This window comes from Candidatus Methylobacter oryzae (assembly GCF_003994235.2).
Classification (GTDB): domain Bacteria; phylum Pseudomonadota; class Gammaproteobacteria; order Methylococcales; family Methylomonadaceae; genus Methylobacter_A; species Methylobacter_A oryzae.
Genome location: NZ_RYFG02000120.1, coordinates 1 through 23,204, shown reverse-complemented (window position 1 = coordinate 23,204; position 23,204 = coordinate 1). Strand labels below are relative to the sequence as shown.

At 52.0% G+C, this 23,204-nt stretch carries 22 protein-coding genes and 1 riboswitch; of the genes, 14 read left to right on the top strand and 8 right to left on the bottom strand.

What is annotated here, in order from left to right; genetic code table 11:
• Window positions 1–11: 11 nt before the first annotated feature.
• The 6 genes from recJ to EKO24_RS20055 form a co-directional block, all read right to left on the bottom strand.
• Entirely contained in the window at window positions 12–1,757 is a 1,746-nt protein-coding gene (recJ, locus tag EKO24_RS20080) for a single-stranded-DNA-specific exonuclease RecJ (protein WP_127026962.1), read from the bottom strand.
• 178 nt (window positions 1,758–1,935) lie between these two features.
• Window positions 1,936–3,015 carry a threonine synthase gene (gene thrC / locus EKO24_RS20075; protein ID WP_127026961.1) on the bottom strand — a complete coding sequence of 360 codons (1,080 nt, stop codon included), beginning with the start codon at window positions 3,013–3,015 and terminating at the stop codon, window positions 1,936–1,938.
• Window positions 3,016–3,023: 8 nt separating this feature from the next.
• Window positions 3,024–4,334 carry a homoserine dehydrogenase gene (locus EKO24_RS20070; protein ID WP_127026960.1) on the bottom strand — a complete coding sequence of 437 codons (1,311 nt, stop codon included), beginning with the start codon at window positions 4,332–4,334 and terminating at the stop codon, window positions 3,024–3,026.
• A gap of 167 nt (window positions 4,335–4,501) precedes the next feature.
• Complete coding sequence (gene alaC, locus EKO24_RS20065) at window positions 4,502–5,686, bottom strand: alanine transaminase (RefSeq protein WP_127026959.1); 1,185 nt, start codon at window positions 5,684–5,686, stop codon at window positions 4,502–4,504.
• A gap of 101 nt (window positions 5,687–5,787) precedes the next feature.
• A complete protein-coding gene (gene kdsB, locus EKO24_RS20060; protein WP_127026958.1) occupies window positions 5,788–6,558 on the bottom strand; it encodes a 3-deoxy-manno-octulosonate cytidylyltransferase in 771 nt (256 codons plus the stop codon).
• Window positions 6,555–6,749, bottom strand: a complete 195-nt coding sequence (locus tag EKO24_RS20055) for a Trm112 family protein (RefSeq protein ID WP_196240041.1) — start codon at window positions 6,747–6,749, stop codon at window positions 6,555–6,557. Before EKO24_RS20055 ends, kdsB begins: the two co-directional genes overlap by 4 nt.
• 197 nt (window positions 6,750–6,946) lie before the next feature.
• Between EKO24_RS20055 and EKO24_RS20050 the strand changes: the two genes are divergently transcribed.
• From EKO24_RS20050 to tfpB, 4 genes are read left to right on the top strand one after another with little or no spacing between them, the layout of a single operon-like run.
• Window positions 6,947–7,438, top strand: coding sequence for a CDP-archaeol synthase (locus EKO24_RS20050; RefSeq protein WP_127026957.1), 492 nt, complete (start codon window positions 6,947–6,949; stop codon window positions 7,436–7,438).
• Between the two features lie 15 nt (window positions 7,439–7,453).
• Window positions 7,454–8,269 (top strand): endonuclease/exonuclease/phosphatase family protein, encoded by an 816-nt coding sequence (locus EKO24_RS20045; protein ID WP_127026956.1) that lies wholly within the window; start codon window positions 7,454–7,456, stop codon window positions 8,267–8,269.
• On the top strand, window positions 8,266–8,853 hold the full coding sequence (locus EKO24_RS20040) for a CDP-alcohol phosphatidyltransferase family protein (protein ID WP_127026955.1): 588 nt from the start codon (window positions 8,266–8,268) through the stop codon (window positions 8,851–8,853). The genes EKO24_RS20045 and EKO24_RS20040 overlap by 4 nt, the downstream gene beginning before the upstream one ends.
• Window positions 8,854–8,898: 45 nt before the next feature.
• Window positions 8,899–10,707, top strand: a complete 1,809-nt coding sequence (gene tfpB, locus EKO24_RS20035) for a type IV pilus assembly ATPase TfpB (RefSeq protein WP_127026954.1) — start codon at window positions 8,899–8,901, stop codon at window positions 10,705–10,707.
• Between the two features lie 100 nt (window positions 10,708–10,807).
• Here the strand turns inward: tfpB and EKO24_RS20030 are convergent, their stop codons facing one another.
• Complete coding sequence (locus EKO24_RS20030; protein ID WP_127026953.1) at window positions 10,808–11,188, bottom strand: DUF805 domain-containing protein; 381 nt, start codon at window positions 11,186–11,188, stop codon at window positions 10,808–10,810.
• A gap of 262 nt (window positions 11,189–11,450) precedes the next feature.
• Here EKO24_RS20030 and EKO24_RS20025 point away from each other — a divergent pair, with 262 nt between their 5' ends.
• From EKO24_RS20025 to EKO24_RS19985, 10 genes are all read left to right on the top strand, one after another.
• Complete coding sequence (locus EKO24_RS20025) at window positions 11,451–12,869, top strand: TolC family protein (protein WP_127026952.1); 1,419 nt, start codon at window positions 11,451–11,453, stop codon at window positions 12,867–12,869.
• Window positions 12,866–13,927 carry an efflux RND transporter periplasmic adaptor subunit gene (locus EKO24_RS20020; RefSeq protein ID WP_127026951.1) on the top strand — a complete coding sequence of 354 codons (1,062 nt, stop codon included), beginning with the start codon at window positions 12,866–12,868 and terminating at the stop codon, window positions 13,925–13,927. Before EKO24_RS20025 ends, EKO24_RS20020 begins: the two co-directional genes overlap by 4 nt.
• Window positions 13,927–17,091, top strand: a complete 3,165-nt coding sequence (locus EKO24_RS20015) for an efflux RND transporter permease subunit (RefSeq protein ID WP_143733265.1) — start codon at window positions 13,927–13,929, stop codon at window positions 17,089–17,091. Before EKO24_RS20020 ends, EKO24_RS20015 begins: the two co-directional genes overlap by 1 nt.
• A 5-nt stretch (window positions 17,092–17,096) precedes the next feature.
• On the top strand, window positions 17,097–17,396 hold the full coding sequence (locus EKO24_RS20010) for an EamA family transporter (protein ID WP_241674722.1): 300 nt from the start codon (window positions 17,097–17,099) through the stop codon (window positions 17,394–17,396).
• Between the two features lie 54 nt (window positions 17,397–17,450).
• Entirely contained in the window at window positions 17,451–18,167 is a 717-nt protein-coding gene (locus tag EKO24_RS20005) for a sulfite exporter TauE/SafE family protein (RefSeq protein ID WP_127026949.1), read from the top strand.
• Between the two features lie 25 nt (window positions 18,168–18,192).
• Entirely contained in the window at window positions 18,193–18,864 is a 672-nt protein-coding gene (locus EKO24_RS20000) for a heavy metal response regulator transcription factor (protein ID WP_005372060.1), read from the top strand.
• Window positions 18,845–20,254 (top strand): heavy metal sensor histidine kinase, encoded by a 1,410-nt coding sequence (locus EKO24_RS19995; protein ID WP_127026948.1) that lies wholly within the window; start codon window positions 18,845–18,847, stop codon window positions 20,252–20,254. Before EKO24_RS20000 ends, EKO24_RS19995 begins: the two co-directional genes overlap by 20 nt.
• A 114-nt stretch (window positions 20,255–20,368) precedes the next feature.
• Window positions 20,369–20,899, top strand: a complete 531-nt coding sequence (locus tag EKO24_RS19990; RefSeq protein WP_241674721.1) for a hypothetical protein — start codon at window positions 20,369–20,371, stop codon at window positions 20,897–20,899.
• The gene (locus tag EKO24_RS23315) at window positions 20,857–21,093 is read left to right on the top strand and encodes a hypothetical protein (protein WP_241674720.1); all 237 of its coding nucleotides are present in this window, start codon (window positions 20,857–20,859) and stop codon (window positions 21,091–21,093) included. Before EKO24_RS19990 ends, EKO24_RS23315 begins: the two co-directional genes overlap by 43 nt.
• Before the next feature lie 63 nt (window positions 21,094–21,156).
• Window positions 21,157–21,465, top strand: coding sequence for a DUF190 domain-containing protein (locus EKO24_RS19985; protein ID WP_127026947.1), 309 nt, complete (start codon window positions 21,157–21,159; stop codon window positions 21,463–21,465).
• 443 nt (window positions 21,466–21,908) lie between these two features.
• Here EKO24_RS19985 and crcB read toward each other — a convergent pair whose 3' ends face one another.
• Window positions 21,909–22,619 (bottom strand): fluoride efflux transporter CrcB, encoded by a 711-nt coding sequence (gene crcB, locus EKO24_RS19980; protein ID WP_127026946.1) that lies wholly within the window; start codon window positions 22,617–22,619, stop codon window positions 21,909–21,911.
• Between the two features lie 483 nt (window positions 22,620–23,102).
• Window positions 23,103–23,204, top strand: a riboswitch (cobalamin riboswitch). This riboswitch is flagged as partial in the annotation.

Here is a 23,204-nt window from a genome sequence, read left to right as displayed (position 1 = left end):
TCCGCCCTTTTTTATGCAATTTTTTCCAGGTATTGCACTATAAACTGCACGTTGCGATTCCCCCTGAACTCATTAACGTCCAGCTTATAAACCGCCTTAATATGACGCAAGCCTAACCAACTTTCCGGCTTGTCGACATAAAAAGCAATTGCGTCGATTAATAACTCGCCAAACGGTTTTCTCAATACCAACTTAAGATGCCGCTGTCCGACGATGCGCGATTGAATTACATCAAAAACCCCGTCAAAAGCAGGCTCGGGAAACTCCTGCCCCCAAGTGCCGGCGTTTTGCAATAGATCCGCAAACTCAATAGTCATTTCCTGTTCACTCAATTCCCCATCGGAATAGATTTTTTGTTCCAGATCGATAGCAACCAAACGCTTCCTAACCATCTCATCAAAAGCCAATGCAAACGGCGGATAGTCGCGCATTCTCAAACTCATGCCCGCAGCCATCGCATGACCGCCGAACTTGCTCAGCAATTTAGGATGCAACGCGGCAATATCGCTCAGTACATCACGAATATGGACACCGGGAATTGAGCGCGCAGAGCCTTTTATCTGATCTTTTCCGGCAGGCGCAAAAGCAATGACCGGACGATGCAATTGATCTTTAATTCGCGACGCCAAAATACCGATAACGCCTTGGTGCCAGCTCGCATCGAATAAGCAGACGCCCGCCGGTAAATGGTGTTCATCGAGCTGTTTCATCTCGCCCAACAAAGCTATCGCTTCGTTTTTCATTTGCCCTTCGACTTCCTTGCGATCGTTATTCAGCTCGTCAAGCTGCTGCGCGATTGTTTTTGCCAGTTCAACATCATCGGTTAACAAGCATTGAATCCCCAGCGACATATCGTCCATGCGGCCCGCCGCGTTAAGCCGTGGTCCCAATGCAAAGCCCAAATCGGAAGCCAAGATAGCCTCAGGCCTTCTGCCCGACACTTCAATAAGCGCATTTATACCCGGATGGGCGCGCCTCGTGCGTATTCTCAATAAGCCTTGATACACCAAGGCCCGGTTGATTTTATCCAACGCCACCACGTCGGCAACCGTGCCCAACGCGACATAATCAAGCAGCTGGGCAAGGTTAGGCTCTTCAACTTGATGTTGCTCAAACCAGTTCTGTTCCCTTAACCGGCTTCTTAAAGCCATTAGCACATAAAAAATAACCCCAACACCGGCAAGCGTACCACTGGGAAACTTGTCGTCGACCAGATTGGGATTAACAATAGCGTCGGCAGCAGGCAGTTCATGGCCCGGCAAATGATGATCGGTAATCAGGACTTTCATGCCCAGCTCTTTGGCAACCCTGACCCCGTCTATGCTCGATATGCCGTTATCAACGGTAATAATCAGATCGGGATTTTGCTGTTTAACCAGCTCGACAATTTCAGGCGTCAAACCGTAGCCGTATTCGAAGCGGTTCGGTACGACAAAGGTTACATTTTCCGCGCCCAGTAATTGCAAGCCCCTGATAGCCACCGCACAACTGGTTGCACCGTCGGCATCGAAATCGCCGACAATACAGATTTTTTGGCGGTCGTTGATCGCGGCAATTAAATGCCCGACCATCTCTTCCATGCCCGATAACAACCACGGCGACGGCAGTTTTGCCAGCGTCCTGTCCAGGTCCGCTTGCGAGCTTAAACCTCGAGATAGAAAAATACGTTCCAGTACAGGATGCATTTCGCCCAAAGTAGAGCGTTTTTTGGGGACAGTGCGCCTAACGATGGTTTTCTTTACACCTTGATAATACATAGATTTCTCAATAAGAAAGCCGACAAAAGTCGGCTTTACATTACTACTTTATTGATTGATTACTTAATGCGGAGTGTTCAAGGCTGGACGAGGTAACATGCCCTGTCCACGCTGTCGAATCGAAAATCGGCTTAATCAGTGCGAATCCGTTAAATCCGCGTCATCCGTATTCTATTATTTACAAACAATCCAAAATAGCCCGCTTAACCGCATCCAAACTGGCATCGATAGTGACAGGATGCGCAGCAGCGCATTGCGAAATAGCCGTATCGGGGTCTTTTAAGCCGTTGCCGGTCAAAGTACAGACAATCTTGCTACCTTCAGGAATCTTACCTGAGCCAATATCATGCAAAGCCCCGGCTAATGAAGTCGCTGAAGCAGGCTCGCAAAAGATGCCTTCAAACTGGGACAGCATTTTATGAGCGGCTAAAATCTGCTCGTCGGTGAACTTGTCGAACCAGCCGCCGGATTCTTTTTGCGCAGCCCAGGCAAAATCCCAGGATTGCGGATTGCCTATGCGTATTGCCGTGGCTATGGTTTCCGGATCGTCGATAGGGTGTCCGGCTAGGAATGGCGCGGCTCCAGCCGCTTGATAACCGCACATGACCGGGCGTGAACTGCATACGCGGCTGGTGGCGTACTCGGTATAACCTTTCCAATAAGCGGTAATATTCCCTGCATTGCCGACCGGCAGGCAGTGATAGTCAGGCGCAAAACCGAGATCGTCGACAATTTCAAAAGCGGCGGTTTTCTGTCCGTCGATCCTGTACGGATTAATCGAGTTAACGATAGTAACCGGCGCATGATCGGCCACTTCTTTTACCAGCGACATGCCTTTATCAAAGTTGCCGTTAATCTGGATGATTTCAGCACCGTACATCAACGTTTGCGCCAACTTGCCCAAGGCGATTTTGCCGTCGGGAATCAGCACGAAAGCTTTAATGCCTGCTCTTGCCGCGTAGGCAGCCGCGGCAGCCGACGTGTTGCCGGTTGACGCGCAGATGATAGCTTGGCTGCCCTCTTCCACCGCTTTGGTAACAGCCATCGTCATACCGCGATCTTTAAACGAACCGGTTGGATTCAGGCCTTCGAATTTGACATAAATATCGACGTCCTTGCCGATCAATCGGGGGATATTTTGCAATTGAATCAGCGGCGTATTGCCTTCGTTCAAGCTGATAATGCGAGTGCTTGCGCTAACCGGCAGGCGGTCTCTATAGCGTTCGATCAAGCCGATGTGGTGTTTATGTTTAGACATGTTTTTATTTATCCCAAAGTTTCCAGACGGATGCGATTAACTTTACCGGTAACGGTTTGTAATGCTTCAATTTCAGCAATAGCTGCATTCATTTCTTTTTCCAGCGTGACCTGAGTCAATATGATAATCGGCACCGATGTTTCATTGTCCTGCGGCACTTTCTGGCTGATGGCTTCGATGCTTATTTGATGCTCGGCCAGAATGCGGGTTACTTCAGCCAAAACGCCCGGCTTGTCTTCCGCATGAAGGCGCAAATAGTAAGCCGTACGGAACATATCGGCAGGCAATACCGGTATGTCGGCCAACGCATCGGCCTGAAACGCCAAATGCGGCACCCGGTTTTCAGGATCGCTGGTTAAAGCCCTGACCACATCGATCACATCGGCAACGACAGAAGACGCGGTAGGCTCTGCTCCGGCGCCGGCTCCGTAATAAAGCGTAGGACCGACCGCATCGCCTTTAACCAAGACCGCGTTCATCACGCCGTTGACATTGGCGATAAGGCGGCGCTCGGGAATCAGTGTCGGATGCACTCTTAACTCGATACCTTCCGATGTTTTGCGGGCGATTCCCAAATGTTTAATCCGGTAACCCAGTTGTTCGGCGTACTCGACGTCGGTACGGGTAATCTTGGTGATACCTTCGGTAAACACCTTGTCGAACTGCAACGGAATGCCGAAAGCAATCGAAGCCAGAATGGTGAGCTTGTGGCCGGCATCAATGCCTTCCACATCGAAAGTAGGATCGGCTTCCGCGTAACCCAAGGCTTGCGCTTCGGCCAATACGTCGGAAAAATCGCGGCCTTTGTCGCGCATTTCGGTCAGAATGAAATTGCCTGTGCCGTTAATGATGCCGGCCAGCCATTCGATTTGGTTACCGCTTAGCCCTTCGCGTATTGCCTTGATAATCGGGATGCCGCCGGCAACAGCGGCTTCAAAAGCAACGATCACTCCTTTCTCGCTGGCTTTGGCGAAAATCTCATTACCGTGCAACGCAATCAACGACTTGTTGGCGGTAACGACATGCTTGCCGTTTTCTATGGCTTTTAACGCCATGTCTTTAACCGGCCCTGCCCCGCCAATCAATTCCAGAACGATTTCAATTTCCGGATCGTTGATAATTTCAAAAGGATCGGTCGTTAAAGCGATGCCTTGCGTATCGCAAATGCGTTGCTTGTTTAAATCCTTTGCCGAGGCGCGAGTGATGATAATTTCACGACCTGCCCTGCGCGCAATTTCCGCCGCATTGCGCTTCAACACATTGACGGTGCCGCCACCGACAGTACCTAATCCTAATACACCTACTTTTACCGGTTTCAAATCAAACTCCAGTTAAAAACTATTTTGCTCAAAGAGAAATGGAACACGGATGGCACGGATTAAACGGATAATCACTGATTTTAAAGCGTAATCAAACTTAGCTTCGGCTAAAAAATCCGTGTAAATCCGTCTTATCCGTCTAATCCCTGCTCTATCATTTAACCCGCTTATATAACCTTGTCTTTCTTCATCATATTGCGTATGCCGCGCACCGCCTGACGGGTGCGGTGTTCATTCTCGATCAGGCCGAAGCGGACATGATCGTCGCCATGCTGGCCGAAACCGATACCCGGCGAGACCGCCACTTTGGCTTCCGCCAGCAGTTTTTTGGAAAACTCAAGCGAACCCATATGCTGATACGCTTCGGGAATACGCGCCCAAACAAACATCGTCGCTTTCGGTTTTTCAACCGGCCATCCCGCTGCGGTTAAGCCGTCGCACAATACGTCGCGTCTTTTCCGGTACATTTCGGCAATTTCGGCAACGCAATCCTGAGGACCTTCCAGCGCTGCAATCGCGGCAATCTGAATCGGCGTAAACGTACCGTAATCCAGATAGGATTTAATACGTGCCAAAGCAGCGACCAATTCTTTATTGCCGCACATAAAACCGACACGCCAGCCCGGCATGTTGTAGCTTTTTGATAATGAAAAGAACTCAACGGCAATGTCTTTCGCGCCTTCGACTTGCAGAATCGACGGCGCTTTGTAACCGTCAAAAACGATGTCCGCATAGGCAATATCCTGTACGACCCAGATATTATGCTCTTTGGCCACAGCGATGATTTTTTCGAAGAAATCCAGTTCCACACACTGACTGGTCGGATTGCCCGGAAAATTAAGAATCAGCATTTTCGGTTTCGGCCATGAATCGATAATCGCTTTATGCAACTCATCGAAAAAATCGCCGCCCGGCACCATCGGCACATGCCTTAAATCGGCTCCGGCAATTACGACACCATAAGGATGAATCGGATAAGCGGGATTCGGCACCAGCACCACATCGCCGGGCCCCAAGGTCGCCAAAGCCAGATGCGCCAAACCTTCTTTTGAACCGATCGTGACGATGGCTTCCGTTTCCGGATTCAAATCAACGTCAAAGCGGTTTTTATACCAAGTGCAAATGGCCTTTCTTAACCGAGGTATACCCTTGGAAACGGAATAACGGTGCGTATCAGGACGTTGGGCAGATTCAATCAATTTAGTGACGATATGCTCAGGCGTGGCTTGATCGGGATTGCCCATGCCGAAATCGATAATATCTTCGCCCGCTGCACGCGCCTTAGCTTTCAGATCAGTAACAATGTTAAAAACGTAAGGAGGTAAACGACTTATTCTATGAAATTCTTCCATTGACTGCTCTTGAAAAACCGGTGTTTAAGTAAAAGTTAAAAAATGTTGCCCAAATTACTGTTATTAAAACGTTATGTCAAATCGAAACAGTTCCGGGACGGCTAGCGGTGCAAGCGCAATACTTGCTCCACGCGTATTAAATCTTCTTCGGTATCGACACCGGCGGCCGGTGTTTCGTCCACGATGCTGACCTTAATGGCTTCGCCATGCCAGAGTATTCTTAGCTGCTCCAGGGACTCAACCGATTCAAGCAATGAAGCGTCCCAAAGGCAATAGCGATTTAAAAAATCAACCGTATAAGCATACATGCCGATATGCCTCAGATAAGGCAATTTCCCGGAAGGCGCCCCGCCAGTCCGGCCAAACGCATCCCGCTCCCACGGAATCGGCGCACGGCTAAAATAAAGCGCATAACCGGCGTGGTTTAAAACCACTTTGACCGCGTTGGGATTAAAAATCTCTTCAGGATCAATGATTTTTGCAGCGAGCGTCGCGATACCCGCTTGCTGCTGATTGGCTAATATTTCAGCGGTTTCGCGAATATAAGCCGGAGGGATAAGCGGCTCATCGCCTTGCAGATTAACGATAATATCATCGCCGGCCCAGCCGCAAAGTCTTGCAACTTCGGCGATTCTTTCCGTGCCGCTTTGATGGTCGGCGCGTGTCATCACTGCTTTAAATCCTAAATTGCCGACTGCCTGAAAGATTCGCTCATCGTCGGTGGCGACAATGATTTCGTCGGCATCGGCTTCTTGGGCGCGTTCGCAAACATGCGCAATCATCGGTTTGCCTGCGATGTTCAGCAGCGGTTTACCCGGTAATCTTGTCGAACCGTATCTTGCCGGAATGACGACTTTAAAACGCACGCTCATTTGGATAAGGCGTCGATTTCGTCATGAGTCAGTTCACGAGCTTCATCTTCAAGCATGACGGGAATATCGTCACGGATAGGGAATGCGATACGGTCGGCTTTGCAGATAAGTTCCTGCTGGGACTTGTCGTAAATCAACGGACTCTTGCATAAAGGACAAGCCAGAATATCAAGCAGTTTTTTATCTATCATGGTTTTCTCTTAAATTCATGGTAAAGGGTAATTGCCATTTGGGCATTTTACAGTATTTTACAGCATTTTTAAGCAGCCTGTTTTATGCAGATCGGAGTCGCTCCAACTCGCATATAAGCTGAATCGACAGCAATTGTTAATCTATGGTCAAATAATATTGACTGAAAGCTGAGCTTTATAAGCAATCGGGTATTTGAATGAGCGCACTATCGTTGTGTTTCCAGACTATCGCCTTGCTCGTGGCCGCAAACGGCGCGCCGGTGCTGACCAACAAAGCATTAGGCGCGCGTTGGGCATGGCCGGTCGATAATCGGATAAAACTGCGCGACGGCTACCGATTGTTCGGTAACAGTAAAACCTGGCGCGGCTTATGTTCGGCTATTTTTTGTTCATCGCTGGTAGCATTTTTAAGCGGAATAGAACCGTTAACCGGTGTATTATTCGGCGCATTGGCAATGGTCGGGGATTTGCTGGCCAGCTTTATCAAACGCCGAATGGGATACAGTGAAAGCAGTCGCGCGCGAGGCCTTGATACGGTGCCCGAATCCTTGTTGCCGACATTGCTGTTAAAAGAAGCGTTAGCCTTGAGCCCAACCGACATCGTCCTGATTGTCGCGCTTTTTTTTCTGATTGAAGAGTGGGTCTCGCCGATACTTTACCGATTGCATATTCGAAAACGGCCTTATTAGATTAACGTGACCGGCATGAGTAAAAAAGGATTACGAATATTAACCTACAACATCCATAAAGGCTTTAATGCGGGCAATCGGCGCTTTGTGCTGCACCAGATTCGCGACGCGCTAATAGCCACCGATGCCGATTTGGTGTTCTTGCAGGAAATGCAAGGCGAGCATCTGGGCCACCAAAAAAAGATCCCTGACTGGCCGGTTTTATCGCAACTGGAATTTCTTGCTGAAAACGTCTGGCCTTTCCACGCCTACGGCAAAAATGCGATTTACAATGCCGGCCATCACGGCAACGCCATACTGAGCAAGCACCCGTTCCAAAGCTGGGAAAACATTAACGTATCGCCTTTTCCCTGGGCCAGCCGCAGCCTGTTGCACGGTGTTATTCGACTGCCAGGGGCGCAGCAGGTAGAGCAACGCAGGAGCAGTTGCCGAGAGAACCGATGCGACCGAGTGTCTGGAACTACTCTGGATATTCATATTATCTGCATACATTTCGGCCTAATAGGAAAAGAACGCCGCCTGCAAATCAACAAATTATCCGCGCGTATCGATAGCCATGTACCGCCGGATGCACCGCTGATCATAGCCGGCGATTTTAACGACTGGCTCGGCCAGGCCGACCGTTTTTTCCACGACCATCTGGGCTTGCAAGAGATTTTTCGTGAAACCCATGGCCGCTATGCGCGAAGCTTTCCTGTCTGGCTGCCTTTCTTACCGATGGATCGCATCTATTATCGCGGCTTTATCCCGGTATCGTGCGAGCGGCTGGCCCATGCACCGTGGCATACGCTTTCAGACCATGCGCCGTTAACGGCCTCGTTTACGTTATGAACACCACGCAGTCCAAACTAACCTTGCCTAACCTGCTGACCGGGTTCCGCTTTGTCGCCGCCCCGGTTTTGTTATCGTTAGCCTGGAACGGCCATGGCGTTGCCTTTATGGTACTGCTGGCGATTGCATTTGTTACCGATATGCTAGACGGCATGGTAGCCCGCTTAACCGGCCAAGTGACCCCGTTTGGAGCGTCCCTTGACAGTTGGGCGGACGTAATCACTTACCTGACCATCGCATTAAGTTGTTGGTGGCTATGGCCCGAGGTAGTCCTAAGAGAAGCGCTTTATGTCGCTTTAATAGTAGCCAGTTGCTTATTACCTGCACTAGCCGGCATCCTGAAGTTCGGATGTTTTACCAGTTACCATACTTGGGGCGTCAAAATCGCCGCCGCGTCGATGGGCTCGACTTTATACGTACTGTTTCTGCATGGCCCGGCATGGCCGTTCCGAATCGCTGCGGTAATATGCCTGCTCGCCGCCATTGAAGAGATAATCATCACGTTGCTGTTGCCCGAACCCGAATCCAATCTGCGTTCGGTCTGGGATGTGTTGAAACGCTCCGAACGGAACAAGCGCCTTTGACTACCGATTACAATTACTTACCGGCCATCGCTAAACCATAATTTAATGTCTACACAGTTGCTGAAACAATCCCCATCATTAGCCAACCCAAGCGAAGGAAAGCTAACGCTTGAGCAAGTATTATTCTGGTTGCAAGAAGACGGGGTAATCTCGAACGCGGACCTGGAAAAATGCCGGATATACGGAAAATCGTCTGCCAACAAACTTAAGCACCCGCTTAACATCCTTACCGAATGCGTCGTAACCGACCAAACTCAGTTCGGAAAACCGCTGACGCTTGAGAATTTAACGCAGTGGTTGGCAAAGAAAGTCAACCTGCCCTATTACTACATCGATCCGCTAAAAATCGACATTCCTTCCGTGACTTCAATTTACAGTCACGCCTATGCGGTAAATTACAATATCCTACCAATTAAGGTGAATAAAGATGAAGCCGTCATTGCTACCGCGGAACCTTATATTCGAGCATGGGAGGCGGATCTTAGAAAAATTCAACCGGGACAAATATCCCGTGTATTGGCTAATCCTGATGAAATCAAACGCTATTTAGGCGAATTCTATGCGTTTGCAAAATCTTTAAAAGGCGCCACGGACAATTCCGCTAACCAATCTGTCAACAGCCTTTATAACTTTGAACAGCTGGTGGAGCTGGGCCAGATCAATAACCTGGATGCGGAAAACCAGCATATCGTTAACTTGGTTAACTGGTTGATGCAGTATGCGTTCGACCAACGTGCCAGCGATATTCATATCGAACCCCGCCGTAATCAAGGCAATGTACGCTTCCGGATCGACGGCATTTTGCACGACGTTTATCAACTGCCGGCCGCCGTTATGAATCCGGTCCTTAGCCGCTTAAAAATTCTCGGCCGGATGGATATTGCCGAAAAACGCTTGCCGCAAGACGGTCGCATTAAAACGCACATCTCAGGAAAAAAAGAGATTGAATTGCGGCTTTCGACGATGCCCAGCGCGTTCGGCGAAAAAATGGTCATGCGTATCTTCGATCCCGAAGTGCTGACGCGCGATTACAAGCAACTCGGCTTTAACAATCATGAAAAAGCCGTCTGGAATAGATTAATTCAGCACTCGCACGGCATTATCCTGGTCACCGGCCCTACCGGCTCGGGAAAAACCACCACGCTGTACTCAACGCTGAAACATCTCGCGACGCCCGAAGTCAATCTCTGCACTGTCGAAGACCCGATTGAACAAATCGAACCCAGCTTTAACCAATTACAGGTTAAAGCCAATATCGGACTGACTTTCGCCAGCGGCATTCGCACGCTAATGCGCCAGGACCCCGATATTATTATGGTCGGCGAAATACGCGACCTGGAGACGGCGGAAATGGCTATCCAAGCGTCCCTTACCGGGCATTTGGTATTTTCCACGTTGCATACCAATAATGCGCCGTCAGCGGTAGTAAGGTTGCTGGATATTGGCGTGCCTGCTTACCTGATTCAACTCACGTTGCTCGGCGTAATGGCGCAACGCCTGGTGCGGGTTTTATGCCGGAACTGTAAAAAACAGGTCGGCATAGACGATCAGCAATGGTCGCAACTGATTACGCCTTACACAGCGCCCACTCCTCGCCATATCTACGAAGCGGTCGGCTGCAAGGAATGCAGGCACACCGGCTATTCGGGCAGAATCGGAATTTATGAAATATTCAGCAACTCGGCGGCGCTGAGGAAAATGATGGTCAGCGGTTGCGACAGCGGCGTACTGCAAAAGCAGGCCATGCTAGAAGGCATGAGGCCATTGCGTTTGAGCGCGGCTGAAAAAGTCGCGGCCGGAATAACCAGTGTCGATGAAATGTTAAGAGTGACGCCTGAGAATATTGAGGATTGAAGACCTCATTTTTTATTCGCCAATAACGGCACCTAATCTAGAGATAGCGTAGGGCGCGCCGTGCGCGCCCAAATTTGGGGAAGCTATCTCTATTCAGTTGTTAAACCTCAAGTATGCCGGTCTGCTTTGGGTTCGGACCATATTCATTATCGCCGGGCGTGCTGTCCATAACCATAAAAACAAAAAGCACGATTCCGCCGATGATTGGAATCAGCGGAATCAATACCCACCAGCCGCTGCGGTCAGTGTCGTGCAATCTTCGAATCGTTACCGCTACGCCGGGAATCAAAACACCCAATGAATAAAGGCCGCTTAACAGGCCGACGCCGGTTGCAAAATTAAAAGTACCGGTAAAAAAGTCAATGGTCGCCAGAAAGGCGCTGATAAGAATATTAAACAACCAAAAGAACCAATACTCTTGCCGGCAGGCCCGGCCATCGAACTCTGCATATTTTCTCAAAACTTCCAGATACCAATTCATGATCTTTTCCTTTCGCTTTGCCCCGTTGAGTTTGCTAGCTGAATGCCGGGGTGATGCACGTCAACTGGATTATTGCCCGCCGAAAAAATGTTGTCCCAGCTATGGCAAGGCGTAGGCAGGAATAAGGCCATCCGAATGCATAGCGCGAAGCGACGTTTCCGGCGGATTCGAGCTTTAGCCTGGCATTAACAACCGGCGATTCTGACAAAAATGTAATCTTTCCGTCATGGTTGAGTCAGGAACAAGTTATTATCATCTAACCATGCATCGACCGTTTATTATTTTTTTCATTTTATTCCTACTTAATCTGGCGCTCGCCGGCTGCACGGAATTCCAGGCGCGTGGGCTCGAACCCAGTGAGTCGGCGTCTCAACTGGAACAACGGACTCTTTCAAACCACGAGTTGATGAATTTTATTCGGTTGGCAACAAGGGAAAAATCGATCAATGCCACCCAATCCTGGAACCTGGATCGATTAACCCTGGCGGCGATTTTCTACCACCCGGACCTAGCGGTTGCCCGTGCGCAAACGCAATGGGCGGCGGCCGGCATTAAGACCGCCGGGCAACGTCCCAACCCATTCATCACGATTTCGCCTACCTGGGTGCGCAATTTGGCAACCGCCGCCGTGCCGTGGATTGCAGCAAGTTCCATCGGCATTCCCATTGAAACCGCCGGCAAACGCGATTATAGGATTGAGAAGGCCAGCCAACTGGCCGGCGCGGCCCGCTTACGGATTGCCGACACCGCCTGGCTGGTACGCGGGCGATTGCGGGCGGCGTTGTTGGAGACGTTCGCCGCCGAGCAAGCGGCGCGATTTGCCGACCAACAACTCGCCGTTCAACAAGCCATCAATCAACGCCTGGAACAACAATTGGCCGTCGGCGAAATCGGGCCGCTGGAAATCAGCCGCTCGCATTTGGCGCTCAATCAAGCCAAACTCAATGCCGATGCGGCACAAAAACGCGTAGCGGAAAGCAAGGTGACGTTAGCAACGGCCATCGGCATACCAGTCGATGGTTTGGCAAACGCGGTCTTCGACTTCAATGATTTTGCCGTCAATCCGGCTTTGCAGGACGTTCCCGTCGGCGTGCTAAAAACACAAGCTTTGCACACCCGCCCCGATATATTGGCGGCGTTGGCCGATTACGAAGCTTCCCAGGCGGCGTTGCAGCTTGAAATCGCCAACCAATACCCGAATCTGCAAGCCAATCCCGGTTATTCCTGGGAAATGGGCGAACACCGCTGGACGCTGGGTTCGACGTTACCGTTGCCGCTGTTCCATCAAAACCAAGGTCCGATCGCGGAAGCCGAAGCCAAGCGGACTGAGATGGCCGCGCGCTTCGAAGCCTTGCAAATGAAAATCATCGGCGACATCGATCATGCGCATGCCGGCGTCGCGGCGCTGATGGATAAATGGCGGGATAGCGAAAACCAAGTCCAAACCCAGAAACGCAACTCGATGGCGATGCAAGCCCAGTATCAAGCCGGCGAAACGGACCGCGTGGCGTTGCTGAGTACCGAACTCGAACAAATCTTGGCGGAACGTGCCCGGTTGGATGTACGGGTCGAAACTCAACAGGCGCTGAACGGATTGGAAGATACGCTCCGCCGACCGCTGCATTCGGTACTTACGTCCACTTCGATTGCCGAATTAGCCGCGATGGAACCCAAGCCATGAAACCCATCGCGTGGTTAACCCTGATCGCCGCCGCGGTCTTTGGCCTCATGGCATTACGGCCGGCAGCAAACGCCGAAAACGAGACCGCAGTCGAAACCGAAGTGGCCGTTAAAATCGCCCGGATCGCAAAAACCACGCTCTACCGCTACGTCGTGGCTTATGGCATGGTCGAGCCGGAACCCGCGATGGCCGGCAAACCGGCGGCCAGTTCCAAACTCGCGGCGACGGCGGCCGGCGTTATAGCGCGAGTATTTTGCGAAGAAGGCCAATTCGTTAAAAAAGGCGCCGTCTTGTTCGAACTCGACAGCCGCGCCGCCGATGCCCTGACCGCCAGAGCCAAGGTCGCCGTCGAATTCGCGCAGAAGAATTTTGCTCGCAAACAGCAATTGAATGCGGCGGACAATGTATCGCGCAAGCTCTACGACGAGGCCGAACAACTGCTGCAAACGGCGCGCAAGGATCTGGCGAATGCCGAAACGCAACGCGATCTGCTCACGATCAAAGCCCCGCTGGACGGCACCGTTGCCGCAATTCATGTCAAAGCCAGCGAGGCCGTCGGCCTCAATAATATTTTGGCCGATCTGATCGACCTGAAACGGCTGGATGTCGCCGTCAAAATTCCCAGCCAGGAAATCGGCGCCGTTCGCTTGGGCCAGCCGGTCGAGTTCGAGCCGGGTTCGCCAGCCGATCAACCCGTGGCAGGACAAGTCGTATTCATCAGCCCGCAAATCGATCCCTTGACCGATACGGTTTTGGTCCGGGCGACCTTGCCCGGCGGTGCCGGGGTCCGCGCCGGGCAATTCGCTCGGATGCGTATTCGGGTAGAAGCATTGACCGACCGGCTGACCGTGCCCGTCGAGAGCGTGGTGCATGGCGATAGCGGCAGCACGCTGGTTTTAGTCGACGGCAACCGTGCGAAACGGGTGCCGGTCGAAACGGGACTGCGCGACGGCAACCGGGTGGAAATAGCCGGCGATCAGTTGCACGAAGGCATGACCGTGGTGACTGAGGGCGCTTATGGGCTGCCCGACGAAACGCGCATCCGGGTTATCGAATAATGCTGTCGTCCTTTGCCTTTCCGCTCCGCCATCGCCTGGCCATCGTGTTCTTGTGCGTTGTACTTTGTCTGGCCGGCGCCTACGCCGCGTTGAACATGCCGTCGTCGATTTTTCCGCGCACCGATTTTCCCCGCGTGGTGATTTTGATCGATAACGGCGTCATGCCCGCCAACGAAATGATGGCGACCATCACCCGGCCGGTCGAGGAAGCCATGAAGGACATTCCCGGCGTTACCACGATACGTTCGAAAACCGGGCGCGGTTCGGCGGAAGTCAACGTGTTTTTCGATTGGCAGACCGATATGGTGGAAGCGGAGCTGTTCGTGCAAGGCCGGCTGGCCAACGTGCAAAAATCCCTGCCGCCGACAGCAACATCCGCCGTATGGCGGCTGACCTTTGCCGCGTTTCCGGTGATCGGTTTAAGTCTGACCGGTCCCGGCCACTCGCTGACTGAATTATGGGAAACCGCCCGTTACACGCTGCAACCGCGTTTGCTGCGCATCCCCGGCGTCGCCCGGACCGGCATCGTCGGCGGGCGTGTGCCGGAATATCACGTCGTCGTCGATCCGTTGCGGCTGCAAGCCGTCAATCTGAGTCTCAACCAAGTCGCCGATGCATTGCTCAAAAACAATCTCATCGTCCCCACCGGGATGCTGGAAGAAGACTATAAGTTATATCTGACCGTGGCCGACGGCCGTATTCATTCGATCGAGGAACTGGAAAATCTGACGGTGTCGATGCCGGCAGCGGCGCCGGTTCCGTCAACGCCGCCGCAAACCGCGACGGCAACCGCGCATCCGATCCGCATCAAGGATTTTGCCCGCGTCGAACGCAGCCAGGAACCGGCGTTTAATATCGTGACGGCGGATGGCGTCAATGCGGTGTTGCTGAACATCTACAGCCAGCCGAACGGCAGCACCCTGGATATAGCACGGCAACTCAAGCAGGAGCTGGAGAGCTTGAAACAAAGCCTGCCGCCCGGCATGCGGATTCAGGTGTTTTACGACCAGTCGCTATTGGTAGACGACTCGATCCGGAGCGTCTGGGAAGCCATCGTGTTGGGGCTGATATTGTCGGTCGCGATTTTGTATGTGTTCCTGAAAAACTGGGGTACTACGCTGATCGCGGCGGTGGTCATCCCGGTCACGGTATTGGCGGCGTTTCTGGTCCTGCGCATCAGCGGTCTGGGCTTTAATTTGATGACCTTGGGCGGCATTGCCGCCGCCATCGGTTTGATTATCGACGACGCCATCGTCGTAGTGGAAGCGATTCATGCCAAGTTGCAGCAAGGGCTGGAGCATCTGAACGCAGTTACCGAGGGTCTGGCGGAAATCTTCCGGCCGTTGCTCGCCTCGACCTTGACGCCGGTCGTGGTGTTTATTCCGCTGGCGTTTCTGGACGGCGTCGCCGGCAGTTTTTTCAAGGCATTGGCGCTGACCATGGTGGTGTCGCTGCTGGCCTCATTGCTGTTGGCGGTGACGCTGATCCCGGCCTTGGCCAGTTGGTGGCTTGCTTCGTCCGAACAGGCCGCACATCCGGAAAAACTCGCGGCGATGCCATCCGTAGCGATTGAACAACCCGCGACAAGCGGCTGGTTCGGCAAACTGAGTAAGGCCTATGAAAAAAGCCTGCATTGGGCGCTGCAACAGGCCAAGCCCGTTCTCGCCGTTTGCGGCTTGATCTTGCTATCGGGAGTTTGGCTATATCAGCAGTTGGACAGCGAGTTTTTACCGTTCATGGACGAAGGCGGCTTCGTACTGGACTATCATGCGCCGTGGGGCACCAGTCTTGCCGAAACGGACCGGCAATTGCGGCAAGCCGAAACCCTACTGCGCTCGATGCCGGAGCTGGACGGTTATTCCCGGCGGACCGGCGCGCGCTTGGCATTGGGGCTTTCGCAGGCGCACAAGGGCGATTTTCTGGTGAAACTGAAACCGGATCGGCAACGCAAAACCGACGAAGTGGTTGCCGACCTGCGGCAACGGCTGCACGCGGCGGTTCCGGGCCTGGAATGGGAGTTCGCCGGCATCCTGGGCGATCTGATCGGCGATCTGACCTGGTCGCCGCGCCCAATCGAAATCAAACTGTTCTCGACCGACGTGCAATGGCTGAAACAAAAAGCCCCGCAAGTGCGAGCGGCGCTGGACACCGTTCCCGGCGTGGTCGATAGCTTCGACGGCCTGGAAACCACCGGTCCCTCGTTAAATTTGCGCGTGCGCTATAGCGACGCGATGCGCTTCGGGCTGACCGCCAACGATGTGGCCGTCGCCGTCTCCACCGCCATGCTGGGCCAAAAAGCCTCGTACGTATTGGAAGGCGACCGAATCGTTAATATCCGGGTGCGTATAAAGTCCGAAGCCAGCCGGCAAATCGCCGATCTCAAGGAACTGCCATTGCGTTCAATGGATGGCCGTACCGTCAAGCTATCGCAAGTGGCCGATAGGGTGATCGATCCCGGCCAGTTGGAGTTGCATCGGGAAGACCTGCGGCAATTGGTGGCGGTTTCAGCGCGCCTGGAAAATCGCGATTTGGGCAGCGCCATGACCGACATCAAAGCCAAACTGGCGCAAGACCCCAGCCTGCCGGCCGGCGTACTGGAGTTCGGCGGCCTGTTTCAACAGCAACAGGAATCGTTCCAAAATCTGCTCATGGTATTGCTGGCGGCTATTTTCCTGGTGTTTACCGTGCTGTTGATCGAGTTCCGCTCGTTCCGCGAACCGGTCGCGATCTTGTTCGGTTCGCTATTGGCGATGTGCGGTACGCTGATGGCGTGGTTCTTGACCGGGACTTCGGTTAATATCGTGTCGTTACTCGGAGCCATTATCGGGATTGGCGTGGTCGCGAAAAACGGTATTCTGATGCTGGATTCGGTGCATAAGCTAAAAGGGCAAAACAAGAACTTGGAACAGGCGTTGCTGGAGTCGGGACGGCGGCGCTTACGCCCGGTATTGATGACCTCGTTGGCCGCCGCGTTGGGCTTGTTGCCGTTGGCCTACGGTATAGGCGCCGGCTCGGATATGCTGAAACCGTTGGCGATTGCGGTGATCGGGGCCTTGGTTTTGTCGGTGTTGCTGTCGTTGATTGCGACGCCGAGCTGTTATTTTGTGCTGCAACGCCGGGCAGTACCGCATCAATCAACACGGAAGGATGACATTAATCGATGATGACGATGACTTCACACTGGTTTTTTTGGGCGCTGTTATCGGCCGTCTTTGCGGCGCTGACCGCCATTTTTGCCAAAATCGGCATTCAAAGTATCGATTCCGACTTGGCGACACTGATTCGCACGGCGATGATCGTTGTGATTTTGGCGGCATTTGTAGGCTTTGCCGGAAAATGGAGCAATCCCTTGCATTGGCCGGCCAGAACCTGGCAGTTCCTGGCGCTGTCCGCCCTGGCGACAGGCGCTTCGTGGCTGTGCTATTTTCGCGCCCTGCAAATCGGCGAGGCGTTGCTGCCGGTGTTTTAACGTTAGCCTTTAAACGTTGATGTCTAAATCGACACAAGGAATCTTCAATCTCTTATGGATCAATGGCTTATTATTTTATCGACGGCTCTCGCCGCCTCGATTGTCGCGGGGATTGCCGGCACGGGCGGCGGCATCATTTTGTTGCCGGTTTTAGTCGCGTCGTTCGGGATACGCGATGCAGTGCCGTTGTACGCAGTTGCTCAATTGATCGGCAATCTGAGCCGGGTTGGCTTCAATTGGCCGCTGATACGATTTCCGGTGGTGTTCTGGTTTGCTTTGGGGGCGATACCTTGTTCCATCTTGGGCGCCTGGCTGTTCACCCGAATGCCGGACACCGAACTGTTTAAATTTTTAGGCGGATTTTTGATCGGCTCCGTCATTTGGCGGCGCTGGTGTAGCCGCTCGAATACGAGCTTTAGCGTGCGTTGGTTTGCGCCGATTGGCGCCGTTTTTTCATTGGTGTCGGCGATTGGGGGCAGTGCCGGCCCTTTCCTGGCGCCATTTTACCTGTCCTACGGCTTGGTCAAAGGCGCATTTATCGGCAGTGAAGCCTTAGGTACCGCGATCATGCACATCGCCAAACTGGCTTCTTATCAGGAGTTAGGGGCTATATCCCCTGCGGCGTGGATGAACGGGGTGGTCGTAGGCTCGGTGATGATCTTGGGTACTTACACCGGCAAAAATCTGCTCGAAAAACTCTCGGCACAAATGTTTATGAACATGATCGAAGCCGCCATAGCCGGTTTTGGTTTATGGTTTTTGCTCAAGTGATTGTTAAGCGGACGGCGACTTTACTATGCGCATTTTGATTGTCGAAGACGAAAAGAAAACCGCCGCCTATTTGCAAAAGGGGCTGAGCGAACACGGTTTTGTGGTCGATAGTTGCCACGACGGCGAAGAAGGCTTATTGCTGGCCGCGACCGTGGAATACGACCTGATCATTCTCGACGTCATGGTGCCGTTACGCGACGGCTGGTCGGTGCTAGCGGAATTAAGACGGCGGGGCCGGAAAACGCCGGTGTTGTACCTGAGCGCGCGCGATACGCTGGACGATCGGGTCAAAGGCCTGGAACTGGGCGCCGACGATTATTTGGTCAAGCCGTTTGCGTTCGTCGAATTGCTGGCGCGGATTCGCTCGATTTTAAGACGTGGGCCGGTGCGTCAGGCGGAGCACTTGCAATTGGCCGATTTGTCCCTGGACCCGATCCGGCATAAAGCCTATCGCGGCGGGCAAGCGCTGGATTTAACGCCGAAGGAATTTACGCTGCTGGCCTTATTCATGAACCGGCCCGGTGAAGTCCTGTCGCGGACGCTGATTGCCGAACAAGTGTGGGATGTCCGTTTCGACTGCGACAGCAATATCATCGATGTCGCGATACGCCGCCTGCGGCAGAAGATCGACGATCCGTTTCCGCAAAAACTGTTGCATACCGTGCGCGGGATCGGCTATGTCCTTGAACAGCGTTGATCCTGCTCGCCCCTGGTCGATGACCGCCCGATTGACGGGGCTGTTCTCGTTGGCGGCGTTGCTGATTTTTCTGGGCATCGGCTTTTATTTGTACCGGTCGTTGACTGAGACTTTTGCGCAAGACAATCGGCAGTTTTTATTGAAGGAAATCCAGTTACTGCAAAACGTATTGGCGGAGCAGCCGCTGAATTTGGAGCGTTTGGCCGACGAACAACGGGAAGGACTGGATTTGCCGACCGGCGAATATTACTCGCGTATTCTGGATGAGCAAGGACATAACCTGAGCGAAACGCCGGGGATGTCGGCATTGGCTGCGATGCTGCAATTTCCTCGGCATTCCGGATCGCAACCAGGCAACAAAACAATCCAAGCGCTGCCCGACGGCCGGTACTTTATGCTGATGACGGCAATCAGCAATGCAAAGCCAAAGCATACCATCCAGATTGGCCTGGACATTTCCCATCAGGCCGCCTTGCTGGCCGAATACCGGCGCAATCTGGCGGCGACCCTGCTGATCGGCTTGCTGTTTTCCGGCTTGTCCGCGTTGGCGGTTGCACGACGTGGACTGAAGCCATTGGCGATCATGGCCCGCCACATGGAAGGCGTGACCGCGACGCAGCTCCATGAGCAATTGGTATCGACCGATTATCCCCGTGAGCTGTCCGACCTGGCTGTGGCCTTTAACGCGATGCTGAGGCGCTTGGACCAGTCGTTCGCGCAATTGCAGCAATTTTCCGCCGATTTGGCTCATGAGTTGCGCACGCCGGTCAATAACCTGACCGGCGAATGCGAGGTGATACTGGGCCAACCGAGAAGTGCTGACCAATATCGCAACATCCTCGAATCCAATCTGGAAGAATACCGCCGCTTGGCGCAAATTATCGAAACCCTGCTGTTTTTGGCCAGAGCCGACAACACCGAAATTGCGTTGCATAAAATCGCTCTGGACGTACGCGCCGAGATCGAAGCGGTTTGCAGTTATCTCGACGCGTTGGCGAAAGAAAAGCAAATTCGCTTGGTCTACCAAGGCGAAGGCGAGCTTTATGCCGATGCCCAGTTATTTAAACGGGTCCTCAGCAACCTGTTGCTCAACGCCATTCAACACACGCCGGTCAACGGCGAAATCCGCATCTCCATTCAGGCCGGCGATGACGACGGCGTCGATATTCGGGTACAAGACAACGGTTGCGGGATTGCCGCCGAGCACTTACCCAAGTTATTCGACCGCTTTTACCGGGTGAATTCGGCCCGCTCCGGGGGCGGCTGTGGTTTAGGGCTCGCGATTGTTAAATCGATTATGGCGTTGCACGGCGGGCGGATCGCGATTACCAGCGAGTTGGGTCGAGGAACCCTGGTCACGCTGCATTTTGAGACCGACCGGCGGCATTAAAGGGTTTAAGCAAACTTGGGTCATGCAAGCCAATATATTGGCGAGAAGTTTTGACGTTTGCTCTCCGCTTTCTTTATAGTTAGAAACTATTTGAATATTAAGGGAGATTATTCAATGTCTGCGGACATTTTACTCACAGTGGTGGCAGCAACCATCGTACAATCCATTTTCGGCGCCGGGGTTTTGTTGTTCGGCGCGCCGATTTTGCTGTTGCTCGGCTACGATTTTATCGATGTCTTGGTGATCTTGCTGCCGATTTCCTTGGTCATCAATAGCTTTCAAATTACGAAACACCATGCCAACGTCGATTTAGGTTTCTATCGCCGTATCCTCTGGCTAAGCCTGCCGCCGATCGCGTTGTTTCTGTTCATCGTGACGCATGCCCGAATCAATATCGGCCTGTTCATCGGGGTATTTTTGCTGTTTATCGCGCTGAAGGATTTTTCGGCTGGCGCGACACGCACGATAGATGCGCTGATGAAGTACGAAAAGCCGTATTTCGTGTTGATGGGCGTCATCCACGGCTTAAGCAGTCTTGGCGGCTCGCTGTTGACGGCACTGGTCCACCAAAAGCTTACCCGAAGGACACCGCACGAGTCACGGTGGCTGCGTCCTATGCCACCTTTGCGCTTGTGCAGTTGCTGACCTTGTTTGCGTTTAGCGGGCAGCAAATCCGGATCGGCTTTTACGAGCAAGCGAGTTATGCCGTAGTCGCCTCGCTGTTTTTTGTTTTGGCTGACGAGACGTTTTATTTGAATATTGGCCAGAACAAATATCAGCGCTTGTTTTCCGTGTTTCTTGCAATGTCGGGCATCCTGCTAATTGCAAGGTCTTTATAACAAAGTAAATTCAAAAAATTTACGCCCCAGCAATCATTAAAAAATATATTTTGGAGTCAATCTATGGTCAAACACGAAGTGACATTAGTTCGTATTTATCTGCGGGAAAGCGAACATATCCTGGGCAAGATCGTCGATTATTTGCATGACAAGGCGAAAGTCCGCGGCATGACCGTGCTAAGGGCTGTCGAGGGATTCAGCGAAAACGGCAAATTGCGGACCAGCTTTTTAGTGGATTTATCGCTGGACTTGCCATTGATCATCGAATTCTACGAAGAGCCGAACAAGGCGGAAGTTATTATTACTGAGTTACTTAACGAATTTCATCTTCCGCATATCGTGAGTTCCTCCATGTGGGTATGTAGCCTTTAAAGCCTGATTGATACAGCGCAATAATTAGAAAAACAAAGCAGGGTATTTAAGATTTACCGCAACCGCTTGGCAAATTGATTGAACTCATAGAAGCACAATGGCGGAATAAAAAGAATGGCCGTAGGCCATCCCGCCAAGCAAATTCTTTATCACGCGGAGAATAATAAATAAAGATGGAATTGATCGTGATGGGACATCGCGGCGAGGGGATGTTTAGTGCTTGGCCGATCGGTTCGGTTGTCAACAGGCGTTGGTCCACGTCACGCGCTCTATTCTGATATTACGTTAACTTAGCACCTATCACTTTGTTCAAATAGCACGTCATACCGGCATGGATGACGCGTTTTTTATACTTGGGCATAACAGCAACACCAGCGTGAAACCTGTTAAGAGTGCGCAACGAAAACCGGCTCGGCTTTATCCTTGTATTTCATCATGACCGACTACTGCGCCGAGGAATTGAATTGCCAAAGCCAATGACCGACAGCCATGCCTAGCCAGACCGCGACCACGCCAAACAGGGCATTGACGATAAATATACTTAATAAGCTATTGAATTCCAGATGCCAATCGGCAAGCTTGAAGCTCAGCCACAGCGTCGATACGATGGCCAACAAACCGAGTAGCGTAATTAAACCGATGGCGCGTAGTTCGGGCGCTAAACTTTGCCGCATGAACAAAAATTCGGTCAAAATGGCTGCCAGAAAAATCATCAAGAAGCCTAATGCCAAGTCACGGTAAGGGAAATTGTGTCCCATCCAGGGATAAAGGTCAGACTCGAATAGCTGTCGTGCCAACACCAAGCCTACCCATACCGCAGCCAAACACAACACGGTGCTAAGAAAGATATTCAATGCCGCTTTCAGTAAATTGCCTTCCTCGAATAAATTGAGCGTTTCTAACGCAAAGGTCGAAAAAGTTGTATAAGCGCCCAGAAAACCCACCAAAATAGCGGCCCTGTATTCGACTGCCAACGGAAAGCGCTGCATCATCATAACTGATAGGAAACCCATCAAAAACGATCCTGATACGTTGATAAACAAGGTGCCGTGAGGGAAAGTTCGCCCCAACCAGCCGTAAATTGCATTGGCCACTAAAAAGCGCACAACTGCGCCCGCCGACCCGCCCATTGCGATGGCAATTAATTGGTTCATTGATTTAGTGACTCCTGTTTTATGGCGATAAATGCGCCGCCGCAAGTTAAACGGGTAGTCTAGTTTTTTGCGGCTGGAATGTGAAGTGCCTGTTCCGGTTTTGTATTTTTGAATTTAATGCGAATCATAAGGTTTAGACCAAAGCCGACACTGCCCCCCGCAACAGTATAAAAGCACTATTTCTCAAAACTTCCAGATACCTATTCGTACGGATATTACGTACTTATACCCACAGGGCATAAGTAGGGTTTGAGCGGACAAGCCGCTCAACTCAGCTTTATACCCAGAGGGCATAAGTTTCGTTTGAGCGGGCAAGCCGCTCAACTCAGCTTTAAATGCAAAAAACTATAACAAAGAGCTTTTATATAACATGGGTTTTATCCTAAATTTAACTGACTTATTCCTGCCCACCTACAGGACTAGATAAAAAACTAATTCACAATACCCAATCCAGCAAATTTGCTTTATCCCCCCTACCCCTTATAATCACCCTAGCTTTCAGGTTCCGGAGGGTTATTCAAACCCAATGGTTAAACGGGAAGTCGGTATCCAAAGCCGACGCTGCCCCCGCAACGGTATGTAAGT

Bases quoted from the DNA above. Each gene is read 5' to 3' on its own strand.
- EKO24_RS20000 (WP_005372060.1), top strand. From the start codon at position 18,193: ATGCGCATTTTGATTGTCGAAGACGAAAAGAAAACCGCCGCCTATTTG.
- EKO24_RS20020 (WP_127026951.1), top strand. From the start codon at position 12,866: ATGAAACCCATCGCGTGGTTAACCCTGATCGCCGCCGCGGTCTTTGGC.
- crcB (WP_127026946.1), bottom strand. From the start codon at position 22,619: ATGAACCAATTAATTGCCATCGCAATGGGCGGGTCGGCGGGCGCAGTT.
- EKO24_RS20040 (WP_127026955.1), top strand. From the start codon at position 8,266: ATGAACACCACGCAGTCCAAACTAACCTTGCCTAACCTGCTGACCGGG.
- EKO24_RS20030 (WP_127026953.1), bottom strand. From the start codon at position 11,188: ATGAATTGGTATCTGGAAGTTTTGAGAAAATATGCAGAGTTCGATGGC.
- EKO24_RS20005 (WP_127026949.1), top strand. From the start codon at position 17,451: ATGGATCAATGGCTTATTATTTTATCGACGGCTCTCGCCGCCTCGATT.
- EKO24_RS20055 (WP_196240041.1), bottom strand. From the start codon at position 6,749: ATGATAGATAAAAAACTGCTTGATATTCTGGCTTGTCCTTTATGCAAG.
- thrC (WP_127026961.1), bottom strand. From the start codon at position 3,015: ATGTCTAAACATAAACACCACATCGGCTTGATCGAACGCTATAGAGAC.
- EKO24_RS20025 (WP_127026952.1), top strand. From the start codon at position 11,451: ATGCATCGACCGTTTATTATTTTTTTCATTTTATTCCTACTTAATCTG.
- EKO24_RS19995 (WP_127026948.1), top strand. From the start codon at position 18,845: ATGTCCTTGAACAGCGTTGATCCTGCTCGCCCCTGGTCGATGACCGCC.
- EKO24_RS20045 (WP_127026956.1), top strand. From the start codon at position 7,454: ATGAGTAAAAAAGGATTACGAATATTAACCTACAACATCCATAAAGGC.
- EKO24_RS20015 (WP_143733265.1), top strand. From the start codon at position 13,927: ATGCTGTCGTCCTTTGCCTTTCCGCTCCGCCATCGCCTGGCCATCGTG.
- tfpB (WP_127026954.1), top strand. From the start codon at position 8,899: ATGTCTACACAGTTGCTGAAACAATCCCCATCATTAGCCAACCCAAGC.
- EKO24_RS19985 (WP_127026947.1), top strand. From the start codon at position 21,157: ATGGTCAAACACGAAGTGACATTAGTTCGTATTTATCTGCGGGAAAGC.
- EKO24_RS20010 (WP_241674722.1), top strand. From the start codon at position 17,097: ATGACTTCACACTGGTTTTTTTGGGCGCTGTTATCGGCCGTCTTTGCG.
- kdsB (WP_127026958.1), bottom strand. From the start codon at position 6,558: ATGAGCGTGCGTTTTAAAGTCGTCATTCCGGCAAGATACGGTTCGACA.
- EKO24_RS20050 (WP_127026957.1), top strand. From the start codon at position 6,947: ATGAGCGCACTATCGTTGTGTTTCCAGACTATCGCCTTGCTCGTGGCC.
- recJ (WP_127026962.1), bottom strand. From the start codon at position 1,757: ATGTATTATCAAGGTGTAAAGAAAACCATCGTTAGGCGCACTGTCCCC.
- EKO24_RS19990 (WP_241674721.1), top strand. From the start codon at position 20,369: ATGTCTGCGGACATTTTACTCACAGTGGTGGCAGCAACCATCGTACAA.
- alaC (WP_127026959.1), bottom strand. From the start codon at position 5,686: ATGGAAGAATTTCATAGAATAAGTCGTTTACCTCCTTACGTTTTTAAC.